Below are 22,443 nucleotides of genomic sequence, written 5' to 3'. Positions count from 1 at the left end.
TGGCAATTGGTACCAATCTTATCAGTGCCAACGGTCCAGGCACCAACTAGCGCCCGGATGCCTTCCGGCACCGGGCGCTAGGGAGCCAGTTGTGCTCGACGCCTCGTGAACATCGAGCACGACTGGTGGAGACTCTACTCGTAGAGACGGAAGACGTTCAGCGTACCGCCCTGCGGGATATGATTCAGGCCAGCAGCCTTAGTCATAGCCGTGGCACCGATGGCGCCGAACTTATCGTTCAGGTCCAGACCAGCGGTAACCGGAAGACCGATCCAGCCGCCAATGCCGGAGTACACGCCGACATACTGCTTACCGCCAACCTTGTAGGTGATGGGATTGGCGATGATGCCCGAGCCCAGCTTGCGGCTCCAAAGAACCTTGCCGGACTTACGGTCGACAGCGCGGAAGTCACCGCCCAGCGAACCGTAGAACATCAGACCACCGTCAGTGACCATCGTACCGGCCCAGTTCGGATACGGATCCGGGATCTCCCAGAGCGTCTTACCCGTCAGGACGTCGTACTTCTTGATCTTGCCGGTCGTGCCCTGCTTCTCAGGATACATGTACACGTTCGCGAACACGTAGACCGTGCCCTGGTTCGTGTGCGTGCGCTCCTGGGGCTCCAGCTCCATGCACCAGTTGTTGGTGGGCATGTAGAAGATGTTCGGCTCCTTCGGATCAACCGAACCAGGCTGGTGATCCTTACCACCCATCGCGGACGGGCAAGTCGAGACGTTGCGGCCAACTTCGAGCGGCGAATGGTCACGCACCTTGATCGGACGGCCAGTCTTCATGTCGACCTTCTCGGCCCAGTCCGTCGTCACGTACTTCGTGGCGCGCAGAAGGGTACCGTCGGTACGGTCGAGCACATAAGCAAAGCCGTTACGATCGAAGTGGGTGAGAGCCTTCACCTTCTTACCGTCGATGTCCATGTCGGTAAGAATGTTCTCGTTGATGCCGTCATAGTCCCACTGGTCAAACGGAGTCATCTGATAGGCCCAGACAGCGTCGCCGTTGTCGGCCTTGCGAGCGAAGATCGTCATCGACCACTTGTTGTCGAACGCACCAGTGTTGCACTCCTCATGGGTCTTATCGGGGCAACGATAGGACGGGCTCCACAGGCCGGGGTTACCGGTCGAGTAGTAGACCAGCTTCAGCTCGGGGTCATAGGAGACATAGCCCCAAGCAGCACCACCACCAATCTTGTAGTCCTCACCGGGGAAGGTCTTGATACCAAGATCCTCACCAGCCTGGCCAAAATGGGGGTTGGCCTTGTTGGTTTCAGGCGTTAGGCACACGTCCTTGTCGGAACCCGTGCTGTGGCACACCCAAGCCTCGGAACCGTCCGCCAGATTGAAGGCGGCAACGCGGCCACGAGCGGCGAACTCATTACCACCAAAGCCCATAATAACCTTGTTGTCGGCGATCAACGGAGCCGGCGTGATGGTCTCACCCTTCTCGGGATAGGCGTACTTGACGACCCAAACTTCCTTACCGGTCTGGCCGTCCAAGGCAATCACGAAACCATCGAGAGTGCCATAAACGAACTTGCCATCGGCATAGGAGCCGCCACGGTTGACGGTGTCGCAGCAAGCGCGCGGCACAGCCGACTCGTCACGGTCGGTCTTCTTCACGTAGGACCAAACCTGCTTCGGATTGTCGGGATCCGAAAGATCCAGACCCTGGACCACGTTACAATTGGCCATGGACGGGCAACCCGAAATCATGAACAGCATGGTCTTGCCACCAACGTCCTTGATCACAAGCGGCTGACCCTCGTGACCACGAAGGGCGTTCGTGCCCTGGGCCCAAGACATCTGGAGCTTGTTGACGTTATCGGTCGTAATGTCTGAGAGCGTGCTGTGGCGCGTCAGCTCAAAGTCACGACCAGGGGCAGGCCACTGGTCGGGATCAGCCATACGCTTCAGCTGCTCCTCGTCGGAGTTCATTGAAAAGGCCTGACCAGACATGCCCATCGTCAATGCGACGACGGTGCCGGCAAGCACACCGAAACTCATTCTCATAGATTTTCCTCCCTAGCGATTCGGTTCACGGAACCGAAAGCCACTCCAGTTGAATTGCCTGAGTGCCCCAGCTTGGCCGGGAACATTTGGCATCAGGCTCTTCTTGATATCTCTTAACCGGCCTATCCTGCAGGTCCGGATTCGATATACTGTCTAGGCCGGTTCTTCGGCTGATTCTCGGGCTTGGACTTCGCCTGCCACAAGAGATGCCTCAGCCGGCAACTAGTGCGGCGACGGTCAGTCAGATGGAAGGGGCGGCACCAAGTGGGCAAAGGCGCGACACTAGCAATCGAGGTGAAGCAAGAGGGACGCGAACCCATTTTTCTTGCACTCTCTCGTGCAATCATTGCTGAAATCGAGAGGGGGCGGCTTAAGCCCGGTGATCCCCTACCCGGAACCCGCGCGCTGTCGAAGAGTCTGCTGCTCAACCGCAACACGGTCGATGCCGCTTATCACGAGCTCACCATGCAGGGTTGGCTTGTAACGGAGCCCTCTCGCGGCACGTTCGTTGCGCACGATTTGCCCGACTTCGGTCGCGAGCGCTCTCTGGCAGACACCACTGCCACAGGTCATCCCAACGCTACCAAGCAATATAGCCGAGGCCTGAGCCTTTCGGATGGTTTGCCCGATCCCCGGATTGCCCCCACTACTGCACTAGGCAGAGCATTTCGCAGAACCTTGAAGTCACCGGTGTTCCTTGACGGTGCGTATGGCGACCCGCGCGGTAACGAGGCGCTCCGGACATCGCTTGCCCACTACTTGACAAACGAACGCGGTCTAACACTCCACTACGATGACGTACTGATTGCGCGGGGGAGCCAGATGGCTTTGTACCTCGCTGCTGCAGCCGTCGCTGAGCCCGGATCGAAGATTGCCGTTGAATCGCCGGGCTACCCGCTCGCCTGGGCCGCAATTCGTGCGGCAGGTGCAAGCGTAGTGGCGGTTCCGGTGGACGATGGCGGCATCAACGTTGATAGACTAGAGCAGCTCGCTGCCCGAGAGCCTAGCCTCAAGGCAGTGTACGTAACTCCGCATCACCAATACCCCACGACAACCACTCTCGGCGCGGCGCGGCGACTGCGTCTCTTACAACTAGCCCGGCGGTATCGCTTGACCATAATCGAGGACGACTACGATCATGAATACCGCTTTGACGGACACCCTGTGTTACCCCTGGCGGCTCACGCTGAGCGTGATGCATCTGTGGTCTACGTAGGATCGCTATCGAAGATTCTCGCGCCCGGCATTCGGATCGGTTACGCGGTGGCGCCGCCTGGAATTCTCAAAGGTATGAGCGATAGGCGTGAGGCCATCGACAGGCAAGGAGATGTCTTTCTAGAACTCGCGCTCAGCGAGTTAATTTCGGACGGTACGCTCCGACGGCATGCTCGAAAAGCGCGCCGCGTCTATCACGCGCGCCGAGATTACTTGTATGGGTTGCTGAAGAGACACTTCTCAAAATGTGCCGAGTTTGTCCTTCCGGCGGGCGGGCTTGCGATTTGGTTGAGGCTTAACCCAGGCTTCCACGCTGAAACCTGGGCTCGGAACGCCGCCGACCTTGGTCTTTCTGTTCTTCCGGGAGCTCATTTCACCCTGAAGCCGGCCGAGGCGCCCGAGGCCTTCCGACTCGGGTTTGCAACCCTCAGCGAAGATGAGATTTCAGAAGCGATTAAGCTGCTCGTGAAGGCAAATCCAGGTCGCTCCAAGCGAGTCTGAAGCCGTGCCGTCGACTTTTTAATCGACCTCGATGCACTAAAATGTCCGTCGCAGCCTTTCGCCTTACGCTGTCGGTTGCAGCAAGCCTGGCCACACGCCCCATGTCGCAACTCTGCTGGCAAGCGCAACGATCCAGGATGCTAGAAATCCATAGGTCCCTTATCGGCGATTGCGGGACCGCACTGCCCGGCCTTCCCTGCCGCATCACCCACACGAGCATTGTCCAACCCGATCGTCGGCCAGCTTGCGCTGCGTCAACGTTCCGCCGGGCCGGGCTGGCGATAACAGCGAGAACATGGCGTGTCCTTGCGGTTTGCGGCCTTCCCCCCAGCCGCCCGTCGGGACGGCCGACCACCCTTGGACGCCAATGTAGGGTGAGTTAGGGCGCACCACGCCGTTATGGGGCGCCGCGAGCCAGACAGGGGATCCGAGAAAACGACACGCATCGGGACAGCCGACTGCGGCACAGGGGCTTTCGTGTCCATCGTGTGTCAAAACCGGGTACTCCCGAGCAGTTCGCAGGGAGTGCCGAGATGACCACGACGCGTTCGACGCCTGGGGCAAACCGGGCTCTTTGGCTTTCGACGGTTGCCTTCACGGTGTGCTTCGCCGTGTGGACGATTTTTGCCATCATCGGTGTACGCATCCAAGAAAATCTCGGTCTGAACGAGACCGAATTCGGCTTGCTTGTCGGGACGCCTATCCTGACCGGCTCGCTCAGCCGCATATTGCTCGGCATCTGGACGGACCAGTATGGCGGCCGTGTCGTCTATGTCCTGACCATGTTGTCGGCCGCTGCTGCCACCTTCCTCCTCTCCTTCGCCACCACCTATCCGTGGATGCTCGTCGCGGCTCTCGGCGTCGGGCTTGCAGGCGGCTCGTTCGCCGTCGGCATCGCCTATGTGTCCAAGTGGTTCCCGCCGGAGAAACAAGGAACGGCGCTCGGCATCTTCGGCGCCGGCAATGTCGGCGCGGCGGTCACGAAGTTCGTAGCCCCGTTCGTGCTCGTCGCCTTCGGCTGGCAGATGGTCGCCGTGGCTTGGGCGTCCGTCTTGGCCATCACCGCGATCGTCTTCTGGCTCGCCACCGACGACGACCCAGAGATCAAGGCCAGACGCGCCCGCAATGAGAAGCCGCGCTCGCTGCTGGCCCAATTGGAGCCGCTGCGGCATCAGCAGGTCTGGCGGTTCTCGCTGTACTACTTCTTCGTGTTCGGCGGGTTCGTGGCACTCGCATTGTGGCTGCCCCGCTACATGATCGGCGTTTACAAGCTCGACATCGAAACCGCGGGCATGCTCGCGGCATTATACTCGATCCCTGCAAGCCTCTTCCGTGCCTATGGCGGGCATCTATCCGACCGCTACGGGGCGCGGACGGTCATGTACTGGACCTTTGGGGTCTCGCTGGTTTGCCTGTTGATGCTGTCCTACCCGCAAACGGACTATGTAATCCACGGCATCAAGGGACCGATCTCCTTCTCGACGCAGATGAATCTGATTCCGTTTGTGGTCACGATTTTCGTTCTGGGCTTCTTCATGTCGCTCGGCAAGGCCGCGGTCTACAAATACATCCCCGTCTATTACGGCAATAATGTCGGTTCGGTCGGCGGATTGGTCGGCATGATCGGCGGCCTCGGAGGTTTCGTGCTGCCGCTGGCCTTCGGTATCATGGCCGATCTGACCAGTATTTGGACGAGCTGCTTCATGCTGCTGTTCCTGATCGTCGCCGTCTCGCTCGCCTGGATGCACTTCTCCATTCGCCACATGGAGCAGCGCGCCGCCGGCGACGTGCTGGCCAAGTTGCCGCCCCTCGCCGAGCTCGAGCACGCGCACAGCCACGAGGAACATGGCCCGCACCATGGGCTGATCGAAGACTGGCGCCCTGAAGACGAGACGTTCTGGGAGACCACAGGGCGCCGTATCGCGCGGCGCAATCTATGGATCTCCGTGCCGGCGCTCCTGCTGGCTTTCGCGGTCTGGATGGTGTGGAGCGTGGTCGTGGCTAAACTCCCGGCGATCGGCTTCACCTATTCCACCGATCAGCTGTTCTGGCTGGCGGCATTGCCAGGCCTCTCCGGCGCGACGTTCCGCATTTTCTATTCGTTCATGGTGCCCATTTTCGGCGGCCGACTGTGGACGGCGTTGACAACCGCCTCACTGCTCATACCTGCCTTCGGCATCGGCTACGCCGTGCAGAATCCCGATACGCCCTATTTGCTGTTCCTTGTCCTCGCACTGTTGTGCGGCTTCGGCGGCGGTAACTTTGCTTCGTCCATGGCCAATATCAGTTTCTTCTTCCCCAAAAAGGAGAAGGGCAACGCGCTGGCGCTCAACGCCGGTCTCGGCAATCTCGGCGTGAGCGTCGTTCAGTTCGTCGTGCCCCTGGTGATTACCGCCGGCGTCTTCGGCGTGGTGGGGGGCGAGCCGCAGACCACGTCGGAAGGCACACGGCTGTGGTTGCAGAATGCCGGATTCATCTGGGTACCGTTCCTGCTCGTCACCACGGTCGCTGCCTGGATCGGCATGAACGATATCGCTTCGGCGAAAGCGTCGTTCAGCGAGCAGGCGGTGATCTTCCAGCGGAAGCACAACTGGATCATGTGCTGGCTGTATACGGGCACGTTCGGCTCATTCATCGGCTACTCGGCGGGCTTTCCCCTTCTCGCCAAGACCCAGTTCCCAGAAGTGAACTCGCTGCCCTTGGTCTTCCTGGGACCTCTGGTCGGCGCTCTGTCGCGCGCCGCGACGGGATGGATCGCCGACCGTTGGGGCGGCGGGCGCGTCACCATCTGGGTGTTCACGGTCATGATCGCCGCGGTCGCTGGTGTCCTCTTCTTCCTAGGTATCAAGGATCAGCCTAATGCATTCTGGGGCTTCTTCGCGATGTTCTTGATCTTGTTCTTCGCGACAGGCGTCGGCAACGCTTCGACCTTCCAAATGATCCCGGCGATCATGCGCAAGGAAGTCGGCCGCTTGATGCCCGGCTTGTCCGCGGCCGAACAGACACGCCACGCCGACAAGGAATCCGCGGCGATCATCGGCTTTACCTCGGCCGTTGCGGCCTACGGCGCCTTCTTCATCCCCAAAGCCTACGGTAGCTCGATTGCGGCGACCGGCGGTCCCGAACTCGCGCTGTGGGGCTTCTTGGGCTTCTACGCGACGTGTATCGCGGTCACGTGGTGGTTCTACACCCGCCGCGGCGGCCTGCTCCACGACATCGAACGCGGCGGCCCGTCGGACTCGGGCACGAGGCGCAAGACGGCAGAAGCCGGGAAGCCCGCCGAGGTCGTTCCCGTGCCGGCGGGCGTCAGCAGGTGAAGGCGCCCTCGGATCATCGGCCGAGAGTACGGTATTTCGTGGCCGGACCATGCGTACTACTTGCATCCGTCGTCGCGTTCGGCGCTACGGCGTTTGCCCAGGAGGCAACCTACAATCCGCAACAAGGGGCGCCGACGCGCTACCAGCCGCCGCACGAGGGCTTTTTGAACGCTAGGTTCTGGACCGACACCCGGTATCGTTACGAGTATGTGGACCAGGGCAACAAGCCAAAGAACGCGCGCGCCTCGACAATCCGCAACAAGACCGGCATCGAGTCCGGCTTCTTCCATGGTTTCCGGGCGGGCGTCGAGGGAGAGTTCGTACTCGAGCTTGGACCCAACGATTTCAACAACACGATCAACGGCCGCACCCAGTATCCGGTCGTGGCGGACGTCGAGTCCGCGGAAGTCGATCAGGCTTATCTAGAGTCGTACAACATTCCGGGCGTGGTGCTGCTCGGCGGCCGCTATTTGGAGAACCTTGACAATCTCCGCTATGTCGGCTCGGTGGCTTGGCGTCAGAACGACCAGACCTTCGATGGTGCCAAGGCGACCATCACGGCGCTCCCCGGGGTGGAGCTGCTCTACGCCTATATCGGCAATGTCAACCGCATCTTCAGCGACCGTTCGCCGGCCGGAAACATCAATTCGAACGTGCATCTGATCCATGCCGAGAGCGACGAGCTCTCAATCGGCAAGCTCACGGCCTACACGTATTTGACGGATCTCTACGACCTCGACCCGCTTTCCAACGCAAGCTTCGGCGGTTTTCTCAAGGGTAAGCAGGGGCTGACCGGAGGCATCGACTACCACTATCGCTTCGAGTATGCGCACCAGATCAGCTACGGGGATGCCCCGGTCGACTACGATGCGGACTATGTGCGCGTCGAGCAGGGTCTAAGCAAAGCCGGGTTCACCGGCACGCTCGTCTATGAGCTGCTGGGCAGCGACAATGGCGTCGCTGCGTTTCAGACGCCCCTTGCCACGGGACATGTCTTCAACGGCTTCGCCGACGTCTTCCTGGTCATCCCGCCCACGGGCCTGCAGGACTTCTACGCGCAGGCGAAGTACAAGGTGCCGACGAACATCGGCGGCCCGTTCAGCTATTTTGGCGGGCTGCTGCTCCTGGCCCAATACCACGAGTTCCGCTCCGCGGTGCAGAACCTGGACTACGGCTCGGAGTTCGACTTCTACTCCTACCTGCCCTTGCGCGACGGTTTCTATGCGCAAGCCAAATATGCCAACTACCAAGCGGACGACTACTTCGTCGACACTCAGAAGGTCATCTTCGGACTTGGATATCAGTACTAGTGCCGAGCACGCGCGCCCTCAGCTGTCGAGTCTAGGGCAAGACCGGAAGAACGCGACATTGGGACAGAAATCCGCGGCCCTTCTTCCCCCGTCACCGAGCAGCCAGCGGCGGCATACCCCAGCATGCTGACAGTAGCGGCACTTGGCGCGTGCCTCGATAAAGGCAAGCCCGCCATCCACGCGTATCGCCGCAAGGACATCGACCCCTTGCGCCTCCATCATCTGATCCATCAAGGCGTACCGTTGACTTAGCTCCTCCTTGGTGGCCCACAACAACCTCGAGTTTGGCATCACGCACCTCCTTGTTCCGCATACGCGGCTATTGAGCGCGGTCCCTTAAAAGCAGCTCCGCCGCTCCGGGTCGTTGCTCCGCGACAAACTCGCGGCCGAAAGTTGTTGGCTTCCCGCCTAGCCGGCATGCTCCACACGCCGCCCGAGCAGCATTGGCCCATATTCGAGAACAAAGAGCATGAAGGCGGCGATCCAGGCTATACCCGCAGCCGTCACCAACGGCCCGTGGACTTCCGGAACGAGCCCGGCGCCGATGCGCAGCAGCGCCGCCGCCACGACGGCGCTATACATGAGGATCGTGAGGGCCGAAGCGCTAAGAGGCCGTCCAGTGTGACCACGTGATGCACGAGTCATGATGGCAAGGGTCATCAGTCCGATGGCGCCCACGGTCCATGCGTGAAGCGGTTCAGTGCCGGCAAAGCTGTTCGGGACGAGCACCGCGATCGCCCCTAGAAAAAAACCGAGCGGAACGAACGCGTAGCCGAGGTGGAGAACAAAGACGAGCGGCTCGCGCCAAGTCTGCAGGCCGGTCCAACGCCATAGGCGTACACAATGCAGGAGCGCGGCCCCCAGGAACAAGACGCCGGTCCCGGCGGCTCGCGGAACGACAATCCACGAGATGAGGGCGGCAGCCGAAGCGAGCAGTGTCACCACATCGAAACGGTCGAACGAGACCGGGAGGCGCTTGGCTTTGTTTCGCATCAACCAGGTGTGCGTAAAGCTGGGAACGACGCGCCCGCCGATCAGCATGATTAGTCCGATGAGGGCCGCAATCCCGACCCGGCTCCCATAGTTGGCGCTTCCTGAGGTCAAGACCTCTGCGTGAAACGCTATATCTGCCGCCGCGAGAAACGTGACAAGGATGAGCGGCTTGAGATTACGCCAATTGCGCCCGACAACAACCTCACGCGCCATCAACACCAAGAGACACGGCAAGAACAAGCTATCGAGCACGACGGCCGGGAGCGGGCCGATGGTCCCAGTTACAAGGAACGCTAGGCGCGCCACGCCCCACAGCGTGAATATCAGAGCCAACCGCCAGCCCGCGACCGGGAGACGGCCTGTCCAATTGGGGACAGCTGTTAGGAGAAATCCCGCAACGACCGCACCCGTATAGCCAAAGATCATCTCATGGGCGTGCCATGCCAGAGCACCGTAGCCCTGGCCCAAGGTCCACAGTCCGGCAAGCGCGCCGATCCACAGAGCCACGGCGACGACCGCCCAAAACGCCGACCCCAGGAAGAATGGCCGGAAACCATAGGTAAAAAGCGCGAAAGCGCTATCCCGCTCGAGTCTCCGCTGCATCGTCCGTGGGACTCCATCCTCCCGGTTCAAACGGACGGATAGTAGCGGCGGAGCGGGTCGCCAAACTTGCTTCAACGCAAGCTCGGTTTCAGGTGCAAGGATTCGCCACCTACTCTTTGCCGCTAGGGGCCTGCTCGGCCAAGTGCGACAGGCCTTCGACATCGCTGACAACGACTTTTCGGCGCCCGATCGTGACAAGGCCCTCGCTTTCCCACCCGCTGAGAATCCGGCTGACGCTGTGGAACGTCGTTCCGGACGCCTGGGCAAGATCCTGTTGGGTGATGGGGAAATCAATCATGACGCCCTCCTCCGTGCTACGGCCGGACTGGGCGATGAGCCGCAACAATGTGTGGGCCACACGCCGTTCCACCTCCTCGGTCGACAGTTCCTTGACCCTGGTATGGGCTTCCTGGAGCCGGTCCCCCATCATCCGCATGACGTTCAACGACATGGACGGATGAGACGTCATGAACTCGTCCCAAATATCGCTCGGCCAGACGAGGGTGACGCTGTCGATGACAGCCGTCGCCGTCGCCGGGTAATCCTCCCGGCTCAGCGCCTTGGCAATGCCGTAGATGTCGCCGGGATTGACGAAGCGGATGAGGACCTGTTGTCCGCTGGGGGTGACCTTCACCACTTTGAGCCGGCCGTGCAGTAACACGAAGAAGGACTTGGTCGGCTCGCCCTGCCGGAACACCGCCGTTCCTTTCGGGATGCGCTGCGCCTTGGCACGGGCGATAACATCGTCCAGCTCGCCCACATCCATTTCGGCAAAAACCGGCAAGGCCTGGATCAGGCTACGGTCCAATTTCGTCATCCCGCCGGGGCCTTTCTGCTAGGTGGCCCCATAGGGTAGCGACCGCCGTGCCGAAAGGTCAAACGTCTACCGTCCCAGGGCCAGCGGCAAACCGGCCCAGGCAGCGGCTCCGGCAGACTCTTACCCGCTCGTGCTGACCTGATGGGCTTCGGCACCGGCGAGAATGACACCCGCGATCTCCGCCTTCGAAACTAGGCGGGCGATAAATTGGGCAGCCGCTCGACGGACGACGCTCTCCCGGAGATAGTCCGCGATTCGGTCGGAGACCAGTTCGAACGGCAGTTCCTGTCCTTCGATCCGGCGATCCAGGCGGATAATGTGGACCCCGTAACGGGTCTTCACGGGCTTCTGGCTGATCGCGCCAGGGGCCAACTCAACGAGGGCCTCCTCGAATTCCGTTGTGGTCTGACCGGCTGTTATTTGACCGAGATTTCCGCCTTGGGCCGCCGACGGGCAGGCCGAGTGAGCCCGCGCCAAGTCGCCGAACCGGGCAGGCTGGGCCTGCAACTCTTCAAGGACGAGGTTGGCCGCGCGTAGGGCCGCCGCGAAGTCTTCCGCGCTGTCCTCTCGTGCTGGAAATAGAATGTGCGCGGCCTCGTAGATCGGTTCCGAGTGAAAGCGGCGCCTGTTGTGCTCGTAGTAGCGCCTGCAGCTTGTTTCGTCCGGTTCCGGTGTCGCGACCTCGCTCTCGATCAACTCTCGGACAAGGGCCTCTTCCTCGGCCTCGCGGCGTCCGCTCGTGTCCGTGCGGGGCGTCGCCGCAATGCCGAGGCGGCGCGCCTCCTGGAGCAACAGTTCGCGGACTACGAGCGCATGCGCTGCCGCCTGCCACGCCTCGATCGGTTTGAACGCCGGATGGTGCTGCGCTTCGCGGGCGATGGCGTCGTGCGGAATCTCCACGCCATTGACACTGACGGGACTGCGCTCCGGGAGCGTATGGGCGGCGCACGTCACTGTACTCACTCCGCCGGCATGGGTCGATCGCCGGGGCGGGGCGGTGACATCCCGTGTCGCCTGCCCTGCTCACGGGTGCGAACCACCTGATAGCCGCGCCGCCCAAGATACCAGACCGGCGCGCTCCAGATATGGACGAGGCGCGTGAATGGAAAGACCAGGAAGATTGTCATGCCGAGAAACAGATGCAGCTTGAAGATGGGATTGACGTCGGCGACCAGCGCCGCCACGTCAGGCTGCAGCGTCATGATCCCTTGTGCCCAGGTCATGAACTTCAGCATCTCCCCGCCATCCAAATGCTCCAGCGAGATCGAAATGGTGGCCAAACCTAAGATCAGCTGAACGTAGAGCAACAAGAGAATTGCTATATCGCCAAAGGAAGAGGTGTTGCGGATGCGTGCGTCAAACAGGCGCCGGTGCACAAGCAGCGTCAGCCCGATAAAGCAGGCGATGCCCGAGATACCGCCCACCACGATGGCCATCATCTGCTTGAAGCCGTGAGAGATGCCGAGAAAGTCGAACACGGCTATGGGCGTCAGCAGGCCAACCAAGTGGCCGAGGAAGATGACGAGAATACCAACATGAAAAAGGTTCGAGCCCCAGGCGAGCTGCTTGCGCCGCAGGAGCTGGCTCGATCCCGACCGCCATGTGTATTGCTCGCGGTCGAAGCGCACCAGGCTGCCAATCAGAAAGATTGTAATGCAAAGATACGGGTACCACCCAAAGAGAAGCTGATTGATGGTGGCGTTCACGGCGCTTCTCCCTTCATCGGCATGTCGGCAACCGGGCGCCGGCCGGCGCGGATTTGCGCCACGAGACGGTCCTTGCAACTCGGTCCGGCGTCGGGGCCAAAGGTCACCGCCTCCTCCTCCCACTGAGCATCGAGCGCGGCGAAATCGTTCGGATCGGCGTCGGGACCTTCGGGCACCACTTCTATATCCGCCGTTTCGGGGGCCGGCGTGGCGAGCGCCGCCAGCGCCCGGAACACGGCCTCGTACGGCGCGTCCCGTTTATGCAGACGCTCGGCAAGCGCGTTCAGAATATGCGTTGTCTGCCCCAGCATCTGCAGGGCGTCAGGCAATGGCAGCGTCGACAGAAATTCGAGAAATGCCGGCAGGTAGTCCGGAAGCTCACTCGCGCTGAGCGTCAGCCCACTCTGTTCGTACTGGGCCTTGAGGTCGATCATCGCTTGGCCGCGGTCGCGACTTTCACCATGGACATGCTCGAAAAGGTGTAACGACAAGGACCGCGTACGATCGAACAGTTCGACGTAGCGCTCCTGCAGGTCGTAGAGGTCGCCTGTCGCCATCTCCTCGATCAGTGCGTCAAGCAAAGGCCGGCTCTCGGGCGGCAGAAGGTTCTCTTCGTCGAGAGCCATTCTCAGTTCGGGCGCCGCATCGACAAGGGCCGCTTCGGGATAGCCAAGCAGGGCCGACAAGACCTTGAGGGTTTTCGTCATTAGCCAACCTCCAGGGGAGTCCTGTGCTTCTTCGGCGTGCCGAACAGGTTGGGCTCCGACGTTCCGCCCGAGCAACCATTGCCGAAGGAAAACCCGCAACCGCCGCGAATATCGTAGGCGTCCTCGGTAAGCTCGCGATGAGCCGTGGGAATGACGAAGCGATCCTCGTAGTTCGCGATCGCCATCGTCTGGTACATGTCGTCCATCGCGTCCGTCTCGAGACCGACCCGGCGGGGAATGCTCTCGTCGATCACGCCATCCACGGTCTTCGCCCGCATATAGGCGCGCATGGCGAGCATGCGCTCAAGCGCCGTCGCCACTGGCTCCTCTTTTCCGGCCGTCAGCAGATTGGCGAGATATTTGAGCGGAATCCGTAGACTGCGGACATCGGGCATCTCGCCGTCATGTCCGATCTTGCCCGCCTCCACCGCCGCGTTGATCGGCGACAGCGGTGGCACGTACCAAACCATCGGCAGCGTGCGGTATTCCGGATGGAGCGGGAAAGCCACTTTCCAATCCATCGCCATCTTCCACACCGGTGAGTGGACTGCGGCTTCGAGCCAATTATGCGGCACGCCGTCGGCCTGCGCTTGCGCGATGACCTCGGGATCGTTGGGATCCAGAAAGATCGAGAGCTGCGCTTCGTACAGATCCTGCTCGTCGGCGGCGCTGGCGGCTTCTTCGATGCGATCCGCGTCGTAGAGCACGACGCCGAGATAGCGGATGCGGCCGACGCAGGTCTCGGAACAGACGGTGGTGAGCCCGGCCTCGATGCGCGGGTAGCAGAAGATGCATTTCTCCGACTTACCGCTCGACCAGTTGTAGTAGATCTTCTTGTACGGACAGCCCGACACGCACATGCGCCAGCCGCGGCACTTGTCCTGATCGATGAGGACGATGCCGTCCTCCTCGCGCTTATAGATTGCGCCGGACGGGCACGCGGCGACGCAGGCCGGGTTGAGGCAATGCTCGCACAGCCTGGGCAGGTACATCATGAAGGTGTTCTCGAACTGCCCGTAGATCTCCTTCTGCACGCCCTCGAAATTGACATCGGCCGAGCGCTGCTCGAACTCGCCGCCGAGGATCTCCTCCCAGTTCGGGCCCCACTTGATCTTCTCCATCCGCTCGCCGCTAACGAGAGACCGGGGGCGCGCGGTCGGCATGGCCTGCATTTCAGGCGCCTTTTGCAGGTGCTCGTAGTCGAAGGTAAACGGCTCGTAATAGTCGTCGATCTCCGGCAGGTCTGGATTGGCGAAGATGTTCGCGAGCACGCGCCACTTCGAGCCGATGCGGGGCTCGATCTGGCCGTTGCGTTTGCGCCGCCAGCCTCCGTTCCAGCGGTCCTGGTTCTCCCACTCCTTGGGGTAGCCAATGCCCGGCTTGGTCTCGACGTTGTTGAACCAGGCGTATTCCATGCCTTCGCGGCTGGTCCACACGTTCTTGCACGTGACCGAACACGTGTGACACCCGATGCACTTGTCGAGATTCAGCACCATCGCGATTTGAGCACGGATCTTCATTCTGCGGCCTCCAGGTTAGCGCTGTCGGAAGCCTGGTCCGCGGCCGGACGCTCCAGCCAGTCGACATCAGCCATCTTGCGTATAATGACGAACTCGTCGCGGTTAGACCCGACGGTGCCGTAGTAATTGAAACCGTAGGATTGCTGGGCATAACCGCCGATCATGTGTGTCGGCTTCACCACGGTGCGCGTCACCGAGTTGTGGATGCCGCCGCGCTGACCGGTCTGCTCGGAACCCGGAACGTTCACGATCTTCTCCTGCGCGTGATACATCATGCACATGCCTTCCTTGACGCGCTGGGAAACGACAGCGCGGGCGACGAGCGCGCCGTTCGTGTTGAAGGCCTCGATCCAATCGTTGTCGACAATGCCCGCTTTGGCGGCATCGACCTCGCTGATCCATACGATTGGACCGCCGCGCGAAAGCGTCAGCATCAGGAGATTGTCTGTATACGTGGAGTGGATGCCCCATTTCTGGTGGGGCGTAATGAAGTTCAGCACGACGGTTTTGTTGCCGTTCGGTTTGCGATCGACAACCGGTTTCACCGTCTTCGTGTCGATTGGCGGACGGTAGACGCAGAAGCCCTCGCCGAAGGCCCTCATCCAAAGGTGGTCCTGATAGAGCTGCTGGCGGCCGGTGAGTGTCCGCCACGGGATCAGCTCATGGACATTGGTGTAGCCCGCGTTGTAGCAAACGATCTCCGACTCAAGACCCGACCACGTCGGCGAAGATATGATCTTGCGCGGCTGCGCCACGCAGTCCCGGAAGCGAATTTTTTCGTCTTCCTTGTGCGTGGCGAGGTGAGCGTGTTCGCGGCCTGTTGCCTTGCTCAAGGCCTCCCAGGCCTTGACCGCCACCTCTCCGTTTGTCTCCGGAGCCAAGGTCAAAATCACCTCGGCGGCATCGATATCTGTGTCGATCCGCGGCAGCCCCTCCGTCGGTCCGTTCTCAACGGAACCGTTGAGTCTTTTAAGGAAGTCGACCTCGTGCTCCGTGTTCCAAGCGATGCCCTTGCCGCCATTGCCGAGTTTGGTCATCAGGGGCCCGAGCGACGTGAACTGCCGATAGAGGTTGGGATAGTCGCGCTCGATCACGGCGACTTGCGGCATGGTCTTGCCGGGGATCGGTTCGACCTCTCCGCGCTTCCAATCCTTGACGTCGACCGCCTGGGCGATCTCGGAGGGCGTGTCGTGCAGGATGGGCGTCAGCACGACATCGGTCTCTTTGCCGAGAACCTCGGGGGCAACCTCGGAAAAGGCCTTGGCGATGCCCTTGTAGATTTCCCAGTCGCTGCGCGCGCCCCAGACCGGATCCACGGCCGAGGTCAGCGGATGGATAAAGGGATGCATGTCGGAGGTATTGAGGTCGTTCTTCTCGTACCAAGTCGCGGTCGGCAGCACGATGTCCGAGTACATACACGTCGTCGACATGCGGAAGTCGAGAGTTACGAGGAGATCGAGCTTTCCTTCCGGCGCCGTGTCGTGCCAGACGACGTCCTCCGGTTTCTGCTTGCCGTCTTGGCCAAGATCCTTGCCCATGACGCCGTGCGACGTGCCGAGCAAGTGCTTTAGAAAGTACTCGTGGCCTTTGCCGGACGAGCCGAGCAGGTTCGAGCGCCAGACGAAAAGATTGCGTGGCCAGTTCTTCGGGTTGTCCGGATCATGGCAGGACAGCGCCAGGTCGCCGGACTTCAGAGCCGACGCGACATACTCTTTCGGCTCCATGCCGGAGGCCTTGGCCTTCGCGGCGATCCCCAGAGGGTTTTCCTCAAGCTGCGGCGCGGACGGCAGCCACCCCATGCGTTCGGCCCGGACATTGTAGTCTATCAGCGCGCCGTCCCAGGGCCCGGCCGGCGCCGTGGGAGACAAAATCTCTTTCACGTCCAGCGTCTCGTAGCGCCATTGATCAGTGTGGGCGTACCAGAACGATGTCGAGTTCTGCTGCCGCGGCGGGCGCGCCCAATCTAGCGCGAAGGCAAGCGGCAGCCAGCCCGTCTGGGGGCGGAGCTTCTCCTGACCCACATAGTGCGACCAGCCTCCGCCGGACTGACCGACACAACCGCACATCACCAGCATGTTGATGACGCCGCGGTAGTTCATGTCCATGTGATACCAATGGTTCATCGCCGCGCCGATGATGATCATGGAGCGGCCATGCGTCTTCTCGGCGTTCAGTGCGAATTCGCGCGCCACCGCGACGATCTTGTCACGCGATATGCCGGTGATCTTTTCGGCCCAGGCCGGAGTGTACGGCATATCGTCGTCGAAACTCTTGGCGACGTTCCCGCCGCCGAAGCCACGGTCGACACCGTAGTTAGCAAGGAACAGATCGTAGACCGTCGCGACCAGCGCCTCGCCGTTGGCGAGCGCGACGCGCGTCACCGGAACCTTCCGCTCCAACACGCTATCGTGGTCGCTCGAGGTGAAATGTTCGTGCTCGATATTGCCGAAATACGGGAAGGCGACGTCCGCCATCTCGTCCGTGTGATCCGAGAGTGTCAGGCGAAGCTTGACGTTCGACTCGTCCGACTTCTTCTCCTCGAGGTTCCACTTGCCTTGTTCGCCCCAACGGAAGCCGACCGAGCCGAGCGGGACCACGACGTCCCCTGATGCCTCATCGATCGCGACGGTTTTCCACTCCGGATTGTTGGTTTCGCCGAGCGCTTTGTCGAAATCGCTCGCCCGCAGGAACCGCTCCGGCACAAGCCTGCCATCCTGTTTCACCAGCCGGACAAGCATGGGCATGTCGGTATATTTGCGGACGTAGTCGCTGAAATATTCCGCCTGCCGATCGACGTGGAACTCCTTGAGAATGACGTGGCCCATGGCCATGGCCAGCGCCGCGTCCGTTCCCTGCTTCACGGACAGCCAGAGATCGGCGAACTTCGAGGCCTCGGAATAGTCCGGCGATACGACGACGCTCTTGGCACCGCGATAGCGGGCCTCGGTGTAGAAGTGAGCGTCCGGTGTCCTCGTCTGCGGTACGTTGGAGCCCCACAAGATGAGAAAGCCGGAATTGTACCAGTCGGCGCTTTCGGGCACGTCGGTCTGCTCGCCCCAGGTCTGCGGCGATGCCGGCGGCAAGTCGCAATACCAGTCGTAGAACGACATGCACACGCCGCCCAGCAGCGACAGGTAGCGCGAGCCCGCCGCATAGCTCACCATGGACATGGCCGGGATGGGAGAGAAGCCGACCACGCGGTCGGGCCCATAGGTTTTCGCCGTATACGCGTTAGCGGCGGCGATGATTTCGTTGACCTCATCCCAATCGGCGCGGACAAAGCCGCCAAGACCGCGTTTCCTGACGTATGAATCCCGCTTCGCGGGGTCTTCAACGATCGAGGCCCAGGCGGCGACGGGTGGACGCGCGCGACGCGCCTCGCGCCACGCCTTGAGCAAACGCGAGCGCACGAGCGGATATTTCACGCGGTTGCCGGAGTACAGGTACCAGGAGTAGCTCGCGCCCCGGGAGCATCCGCGCGGCTCGTGATTTGGGAACTCGGGCCGCGTGCGTGGATAGTCGGTCTGTTGCGTCTCCCACGTAACAATGCCGCCTTTGACGTAGATCTTCCAGGAACAGGAACCGGTGCAGTTGGCCCCGTGTGTAGAGCGAATGATCTTGTCGTGCTGCCAGCGTTTGCGATAGCCATCCTCCCAACGTCTGTCTTCGCGCGTGACGACGCCGTAGCCGTCGGAGAAGTCGTCGACGACCCGATCGAAGAAGGTGAGACGATCGAGAAAATAGCTCATGCGTTTCCTCCCCGTTCAGCGGCCGCCGAACCGGTTGTTGCACGTATGTCGACTACGCAAGTCAATCGTGGCCATGCCTTGCCCTGACGCCACCAGGAGGTGCTCCGCAGGGCTGAATTCCCCGTCGAGCGATCTAAGTCTGACTGTTTGAGCCGCGTGGAACGTTGATGGCCATCAAGTTGGAAACCGATGAACTGACTCCGGCGATTCCAGTACGAGACGTAACAAGAGCCACCACAAGAACCCACGCGAAATGTCCGCTTCAGGTCAGGAGCAGACATCGGGATCCGAATTTGCGGCGACTGGTTAGTACCACTGAGCCGACATTGCCGACCTAGGGCTCGATGCTGGCCCAATCCCACAGGGAGACACCTGTGGATGGGACTCACGAATCGCCTGCTCATGGCAGGACTGGTTTCCGAAGCCGTCGAAGCCCAATCTCTCTTAATAGCACCTCACCGTGGTGCACCGAATTCTGCCTTTGGTGGTGAATGCTCGGTCCAATGCTTGCGTGAGAGCATCGACCTGATCCTTATGTTTGCTCGCAGGAAATGCCATGAGTTCGTGCCGGAAGTCGTCAAGCCACCCTGCTTGCCGCGGCAGGTATACCGAACCAGCCTCGATCCGCGCCGTGTGCGCGGACATGCGAAGAACCTTGTCCTGAGTCGGCTTCACGCCGATTGCGTGAACGCCCTCCCGTTTCAGGTCTTGAATTAGGCTCATCCCCGACCCTTTTTCCTCAATGACCAGGGAATACGAACGTGGCATCTGCCAACGGCGATGTAACTCGATGGCTCGACGCCGCAGATCAGGATAGTCGAGCCGTTCTCGTAAGACATCGAGGATCCACACTGTCTCGGCCCGTGCCTGCAGCACAACGCATGCGGAGTAGTCGGCCAATTCGCTTGCGCTCATCGCCGTGTCCCAACTAACAATCAGCTTGTCACCTGATTGCCAAGCAGGAGGGCTGTCATAGAGCGGAAACCACGACCACTTGATGAGGTTTCCACTTGGGGCCACGGGTTGCTGCTGGTACTGCGCGGCAAAGTCCAAGGAACCCATCGTGTGCTTTAGGTCGGCCAAGACCTTCTCGGAGTCGCGAGTAGGGTGCAGTAACTCGCCCACCCTGCGTCGGTAGACTCTGTCCTCCCCGATCCGCACTTCATCGTCCGTCTCTGCAATGGCAGGAAGCCTCAGCTCGGTCCAGCCGTCTTGTTCGAGGAGATGGCCAACGAGGTCGTCCACATGCAGGCGCTGCATCACCACGATAATGGCATCATCGGCTTTGCTGTCGAGGCGCGGGACGAGGGTGTTGGCGTACCACTGCTTGAGGTTCTCCCTCGCGTTCTCGGAGTGGGCATCCTGTGGCTTCATAGGGTCGTCGATGATGAGCAGATTGCCTCCGCGGCCGGTTAGCGTTCCTCCCACCGATGTGGCGTAGCGGAAGCCTCTCGCGGTCGTCATGACCTCGAGCTCGGTATCCTTGGCCGCACTGACGCGCGTTGATCTGAAGAGGTTCAGGTAGAAGGGCGAGCGGACCAAAGCTCGAAAGTCATTCGCATGCTTTCGGGCAAGGCCCTCGGAATAGCTGACGCAGATGATGCGGCGCGTTGGATCGTGACCGAGAACGAACGCCGGAAAGGCTACAGATGCGCAGATCGACTTCAGGCTGCGGGGCGGGACGGTGATGATCAAGCGCTTGATCTCCCCGTCTAGCACGCGCGTCAACGCATCGGCGATTGCCTCAATATGCCAGTTCGGCTGAAACCTATCGCCCGCCGAGACAATGGGGAAAGCCCTCTGAACGAATGAATAGAGATCTTTGCGAAAAATGGCGTCCAGGTCACATGGACGAAGGCCTTTCAGAAGGCTGGTTCGTGCTTCACTCATTCTCTGACTCCAGATGGACTGTGGCTTGGCTGGAACCGGAATCGTCTTCTTGCTGGCTGTTCTGCATCGCCAGCGCGCCGTGACGTCTTAGGAACTCCTCGACGATCAGGGCGTCGTCCTGCCCGACATTCTCCGTTTCTGTCGGCTCCGCTACGTCATCCATGAAACCAGCCAATCTCAAGAGCTGAAGGACTGACGCAAAGGCCTTGTTGTCGTTCATGAGCGCGTTGGTGAGCGTCATGCGGATGAGAGCCTCCTGTTTCGATACACGCCGCGTACGATCTCCCTCACGAACGTGTATTTTCTCTGCGAGCACGTCCTTGAGGATGGTCTTGAAGTTTCTGTGCCCTTTTGGGCGTCCCTTCGGATTGCCCGACTGACCCGGCTTGAACTGCGCGTGCTTCGGCGGCTTCTGGTATCCGACTTCGTAAGAGGCGGAATCCCGGGTTCCACGACTTCTGTTCTTACGCTTCCCCATCATTCGCCCCCTCGCTGGCCGCTTCGTGCAGCCGCTGACGCTCGCTTGCGACTTCCTCGAAGGTCTGGCCTGTGCCGTGGAGAGTCGCATCGCGCCGTGTGAACGCCTGCCATCGACGAACGGCGACATCGACATATTTGGGTGCGAGCTCGATCGCAAAGGCGCGCCGCCCGACGCGTTCCGCGGCCATGATCGTCGTACCGGCACCACAGAAGGTATCCAGCACGGTATCCCCGCGGCGAGTGCAGTCCTTCAGCGCATCGACCACCATCGCGATCGGCTTGACTGTCGGGTGTGCTGCAAGATCGTCCATGCGGCCGGACCGAAAGCTGTTCGCCCCGGCGTAGTGCCAGACATTCGAGCGCGAACGCCCGTGCCGGCCGAGTTGAACATTGTTGCGGTGTGGTTCAGCACCGACGCGGAACACGCCGATGAGTTCGTGCTGGCTACGATAGAAGCTTCCCTGCCCCGCATTGGACTTTGCCCAGACAACAAGATTCAGCATGGCGCCATACACGCCCCGGCCAGCGCAGACCAATTCCTCTACATGTCGCCAATCCATGCACACGAAGTGGACGGCCCCGTCCCGGGAAACGGCGGAAGCAACGCTGAGGGTTTCTTGGAGAAACTCGATAAACTCGGGACGAGACATCTCTCCGGACGCCATCGCGAACTCGTCATGCCTGGTCCGTCCCCGCCCTACGATGTCTTTTACTCGGACGTTGTAGGGTGGATCCAGGAACGCCATAGCGGCGCGTTCCTTGCCCATGAGAAGGCCGATTGAGCCGATATCCCGTGCGTCTCCACACAGAAGACGATGAGCGCCCAGTTGCCACAGGTCTCCTGGTTTGCTGACGATGGGTTCGGCCTCCCACGCAGACTCCAACCTGTCTGCTGGATCCCTGCTGTCCGTCTCAAAGTCAGCGACGATTTGGTCGATCTCGACCGCCTCAAAGGCAGTAATAGAGATATCCAGGTTCTCCTCGATCAGGAGATCGGTGAGTTCAGGGATCTCGGCGGCTAGCCGTTGGCGATCCCACCCCGCATTTTCTGCAATCTTATTATCGGCGATGAGAAGCGCGCGTTTCTTAGCCTCACTCAAACCGTCCAGAACGATGGCCGGCGCCTCCTGAAGACCGAGCATCCTGGCAGCCTCCAGGCGCCCATGGCCGGTGATGATCAGCCCGTCTTCGTCAATAAGGAGTGGCACGACGAAGCCGAATGCCGTGATGCTCTTCGCAATCTGTCGGATTTGCTTCTTCGAGTGGGTTCGCGCATTGCGCGGATTGAGCTTGAACGTGCTCAGGGGCACGGATTGGATTGTCGGCATGACGTCCTCCATCACGCTTGGGCGAAGACGCACGAGTGACGTCACCCCAAGCAGGGTTCAAAAATTCAGTTCTGAAGGATTCAGGCCTTGGCTCGTGGCAACTGAGCGCTCTGCGATCTCAGTGACCTTACCGATCGCCTCTGGCGACCATGAGTTCGTGGACTCTGGCTCTGCCTTGTCCGTGGCAGGCTCTGCCCACCCAGCCAAAGACCGGCTCGGAGTGCAGTGAAACATTGCTTCCACTGCCGACTGGGCTCCGCCCATTCGTACCGATTCGGCCTGC

Annotated in this window: 15 protein-coding genes; 3 read left to right on the top strand and 12 right to left on the bottom strand. The window is 60.8% G+C overall.

Going from position 1 to position 22,443, the window contains the following annotated elements; genetic code table 11:
• Positions 1 to 134: 134 nt before the first annotated feature.
• On the bottom strand, positions 135 to 2,024 hold the full coding sequence (locus GL4_RS05460; RefSeq protein WP_045365384.1) for a PQQ-dependent dehydrogenase, methanol/ethanol family: 1,890 nt from the start codon (positions 2,022 to 2,024) through the stop codon (positions 135 to 137).
• Positions 2,025 to 2,288: 264 nt separating this feature from the next.
• On the opposite strand from GL4_RS05460, the gene pdxR reads away from it, so the two are divergent.
• From pdxR to GL4_RS05445, 3 genes are all read left to right on the top strand, one after another.
• Entirely contained in the window at positions 2,289 to 3,740 is a 1,452-nt protein-coding gene (gene pdxR / locus GL4_RS05455; protein ID WP_045365381.1) for a MocR-like pyridoxine biosynthesis transcription factor PdxR, read from the top strand.
• Between the two features lie 533 nt (positions 3,741 to 4,273).
• On the top strand, positions 4,274 to 7,057 hold the full coding sequence (locus tag GL4_RS05450) for a nitrate/nitrite transporter (RefSeq protein WP_045365378.1): 2,784 nt from the start codon (positions 4,274 to 4,276) through the stop codon (positions 7,055 to 7,057).
• A 38-nt stretch (positions 7,058 to 7,095) separates the two neighbouring features.
• Positions 7,096 to 8,367, top strand: coding sequence for a hypothetical protein (locus tag GL4_RS05445; protein WP_052464154.1), 1,272 nt, complete (start codon positions 7,096 to 7,098; stop codon positions 8,365 to 8,367).
• Between the two features lie 18 nt (positions 8,368 to 8,385).
• Here the strand turns inward: GL4_RS05445 and GL4_RS18195 are convergent, their stop codons facing one another.
• The 11 genes from GL4_RS18195 to GL4_RS05390 all read right to left on the bottom strand — a co-directional run bounded on the left by GL4_RS18195 (position 8,386) and on the right by GL4_RS05390 (position 22,172).
• Positions 8,386 to 8,586, bottom strand: coding sequence for a DUF6455 family protein (locus tag GL4_RS18195; RefSeq protein WP_425283190.1), 201 nt, complete (start codon positions 8,584 to 8,586; stop codon positions 8,386 to 8,388).
• A 189-nt stretch (positions 8,587 to 8,775) separates the two neighbouring features.
• Positions 8,776 to 9,963, bottom strand: a complete 1,188-nt coding sequence (locus GL4_RS05435) for an NnrS family protein (RefSeq protein ID WP_052464153.1) — start codon at positions 9,961 to 9,963, stop codon at positions 8,776 to 8,778.
• 109 nt (positions 9,964 to 10,072) lie between these two features.
• A complete protein-coding gene (locus tag GL4_RS05430; protein WP_045365371.1) occupies positions 10,073 to 10,780 on the bottom strand; it encodes a Crp/Fnr family transcriptional regulator in 708 nt (235 codons plus the stop codon).
• A 120-nt stretch (positions 10,781 to 10,900) separates the two neighbouring features.
• Entirely contained in the window at positions 10,901 to 11,734 is an 834-nt protein-coding gene (locus GL4_RS05425; RefSeq protein ID WP_045365368.1) for a peptidylprolyl isomerase, read from the bottom strand.
• A 5-nt stretch (positions 11,735 to 11,739) separates the two neighbouring features.
• On the bottom strand, positions 11,740 to 12,486 hold the full coding sequence (gene narI / locus GL4_RS05420; protein ID WP_045365366.1) for a respiratory nitrate reductase subunit gamma: 747 nt from the start codon (positions 12,484 to 12,486) through the stop codon (positions 11,740 to 11,742).
• Positions 12,483 to 13,193 carry a nitrate reductase molybdenum cofactor assembly chaperone gene (narJ, locus tag GL4_RS05415; protein WP_045365364.1) on the bottom strand — a complete coding sequence of 237 codons (711 nt, stop codon included), beginning with the start codon at positions 13,191 to 13,193 and terminating at the stop codon, positions 12,483 to 12,485. Before narJ ends, narI begins: the two co-directional genes overlap by 4 nt.
• The gene (gene narH / locus GL4_RS05410) at positions 13,193 to 14,713 is read right to left on the bottom strand and encodes a nitrate reductase subunit beta (RefSeq protein WP_045365361.1); all 1,521 of its coding nucleotides are present in this window, start codon (positions 14,711 to 14,713) and stop codon (positions 13,193 to 13,195) included. Before narH ends, narJ begins: the two co-directional genes overlap by 1 nt.
• Complete coding sequence (locus GL4_RS05405; RefSeq protein WP_045365358.1) at positions 14,710 to 18,462, bottom strand: nitrate reductase subunit alpha; 3,753 nt, start codon at positions 18,460 to 18,462, stop codon at positions 14,710 to 14,712. The genes narH and GL4_RS05405 overlap by 4 nt, the downstream gene beginning before the upstream one ends.
• Positions 18,463 to 18,906: 444 nt before the next feature.
• Positions 18,907 to 20,157, bottom strand: coding sequence for a phage terminase large subunit (terL, locus tag GL4_RS05400; RefSeq protein ID WP_244462686.1), 1,251 nt, complete (start codon positions 20,155 to 20,157; stop codon positions 18,907 to 18,909).
• 187 nt (positions 20,158 to 20,344) lie between these two features.
• Positions 20,345 to 20,833 carry a DUF5681 domain-containing protein gene (locus GL4_RS05395; protein WP_052464152.1) on the bottom strand — a complete coding sequence of 163 codons (489 nt, stop codon included), beginning with the start codon at positions 20,831 to 20,833 and terminating at the stop codon, positions 20,345 to 20,347.
• Positions 20,817 to 22,172, bottom strand: coding sequence for a site-specific DNA-methyltransferase (locus GL4_RS05390; RefSeq protein WP_045365352.1), 1,356 nt, complete (start codon positions 22,170 to 22,172; stop codon positions 20,817 to 20,819). The genes GL4_RS05395 and GL4_RS05390 overlap by 17 nt, the downstream gene beginning before the upstream one ends.
• Positions 22,173 to 22,443: the final 271 nt, after the last annotated feature.

Origin of the sequence: Methyloceanibacter caenitepidi, from assembly GCF_000828475.1 — a bacterium.
Classification (GTDB): domain Bacteria; phylum Pseudomonadota; class Alphaproteobacteria; order Rhizobiales; family Methyloligellaceae; genus Methyloceanibacter; species Methyloceanibacter caenitepidi.
Note: the sequence above shows the minus strand (reverse complement) of the source record. Positions and strands in the feature narration are given on the sequence as shown.

Coding starts and splice junctions, on each gene's coding strand:
- GL4_RS05460 (WP_045365384.1), bottom strand. CDS start 2,024: ATGAGAATGAGTTTCGGTGTGCTTGCCGGCACCGTCGTCGCATTGACG.
- GL4_RS05450 (WP_045365378.1), top strand. CDS start 4,274: ATGACCACGACGCGTTCGACGCCTGGGGCAAACCGGGCTCTTTGGCTT.
- GL4_RS18195 (WP_425283190.1), bottom strand. CDS start 8,586: ATGGAGGCGCAAGGGGTCGATGTCCTTGCGGCGATACGCGTGGATGGC.
- GL4_RS05435 (WP_052464153.1), bottom strand. CDS start 9,963: ATGCAGCGGAGACTCGAGCGGGATAGCGCTTTCGCGCTTTTTACCTAT.
- GL4_RS05430 (WP_045365371.1), bottom strand. CDS start 10,780: ATGACGAAATTGGACCGTAGCCTGATCCAGGCCTTGCCGGTTTTTGCC.
- narJ (WP_045365364.1), bottom strand. CDS start 13,193: ATGACGAAAACCCTCAAGGTCTTGTCGGCCCTGCTTGGCTATCCCGAA.
- narH (WP_045365361.1), bottom strand. CDS start 14,713: ATGAAGATCCGTGCTCAAATCGCGATGGTGCTGAATCTCGACAAGTGC.
- GL4_RS05405 (WP_045365358.1), bottom strand. CDS start 18,462: ATGAGCTATTTTCTCGATCGTCTCACCTTCTTCGATCGGGTCGTCGAC.
- GL4_RS05395 (WP_052464152.1), bottom strand. CDS start 20,833: ATGATGGGGAAGCGTAAGAACAGAAGTCGTGGAACCCGGGATTCCGCC.
- GL4_RS05390 (WP_045365352.1), bottom strand. CDS start 22,172: ATGGAGGACGTCATGCCGACAATCCAATCCGTGCCCCTGAGCACGTTC.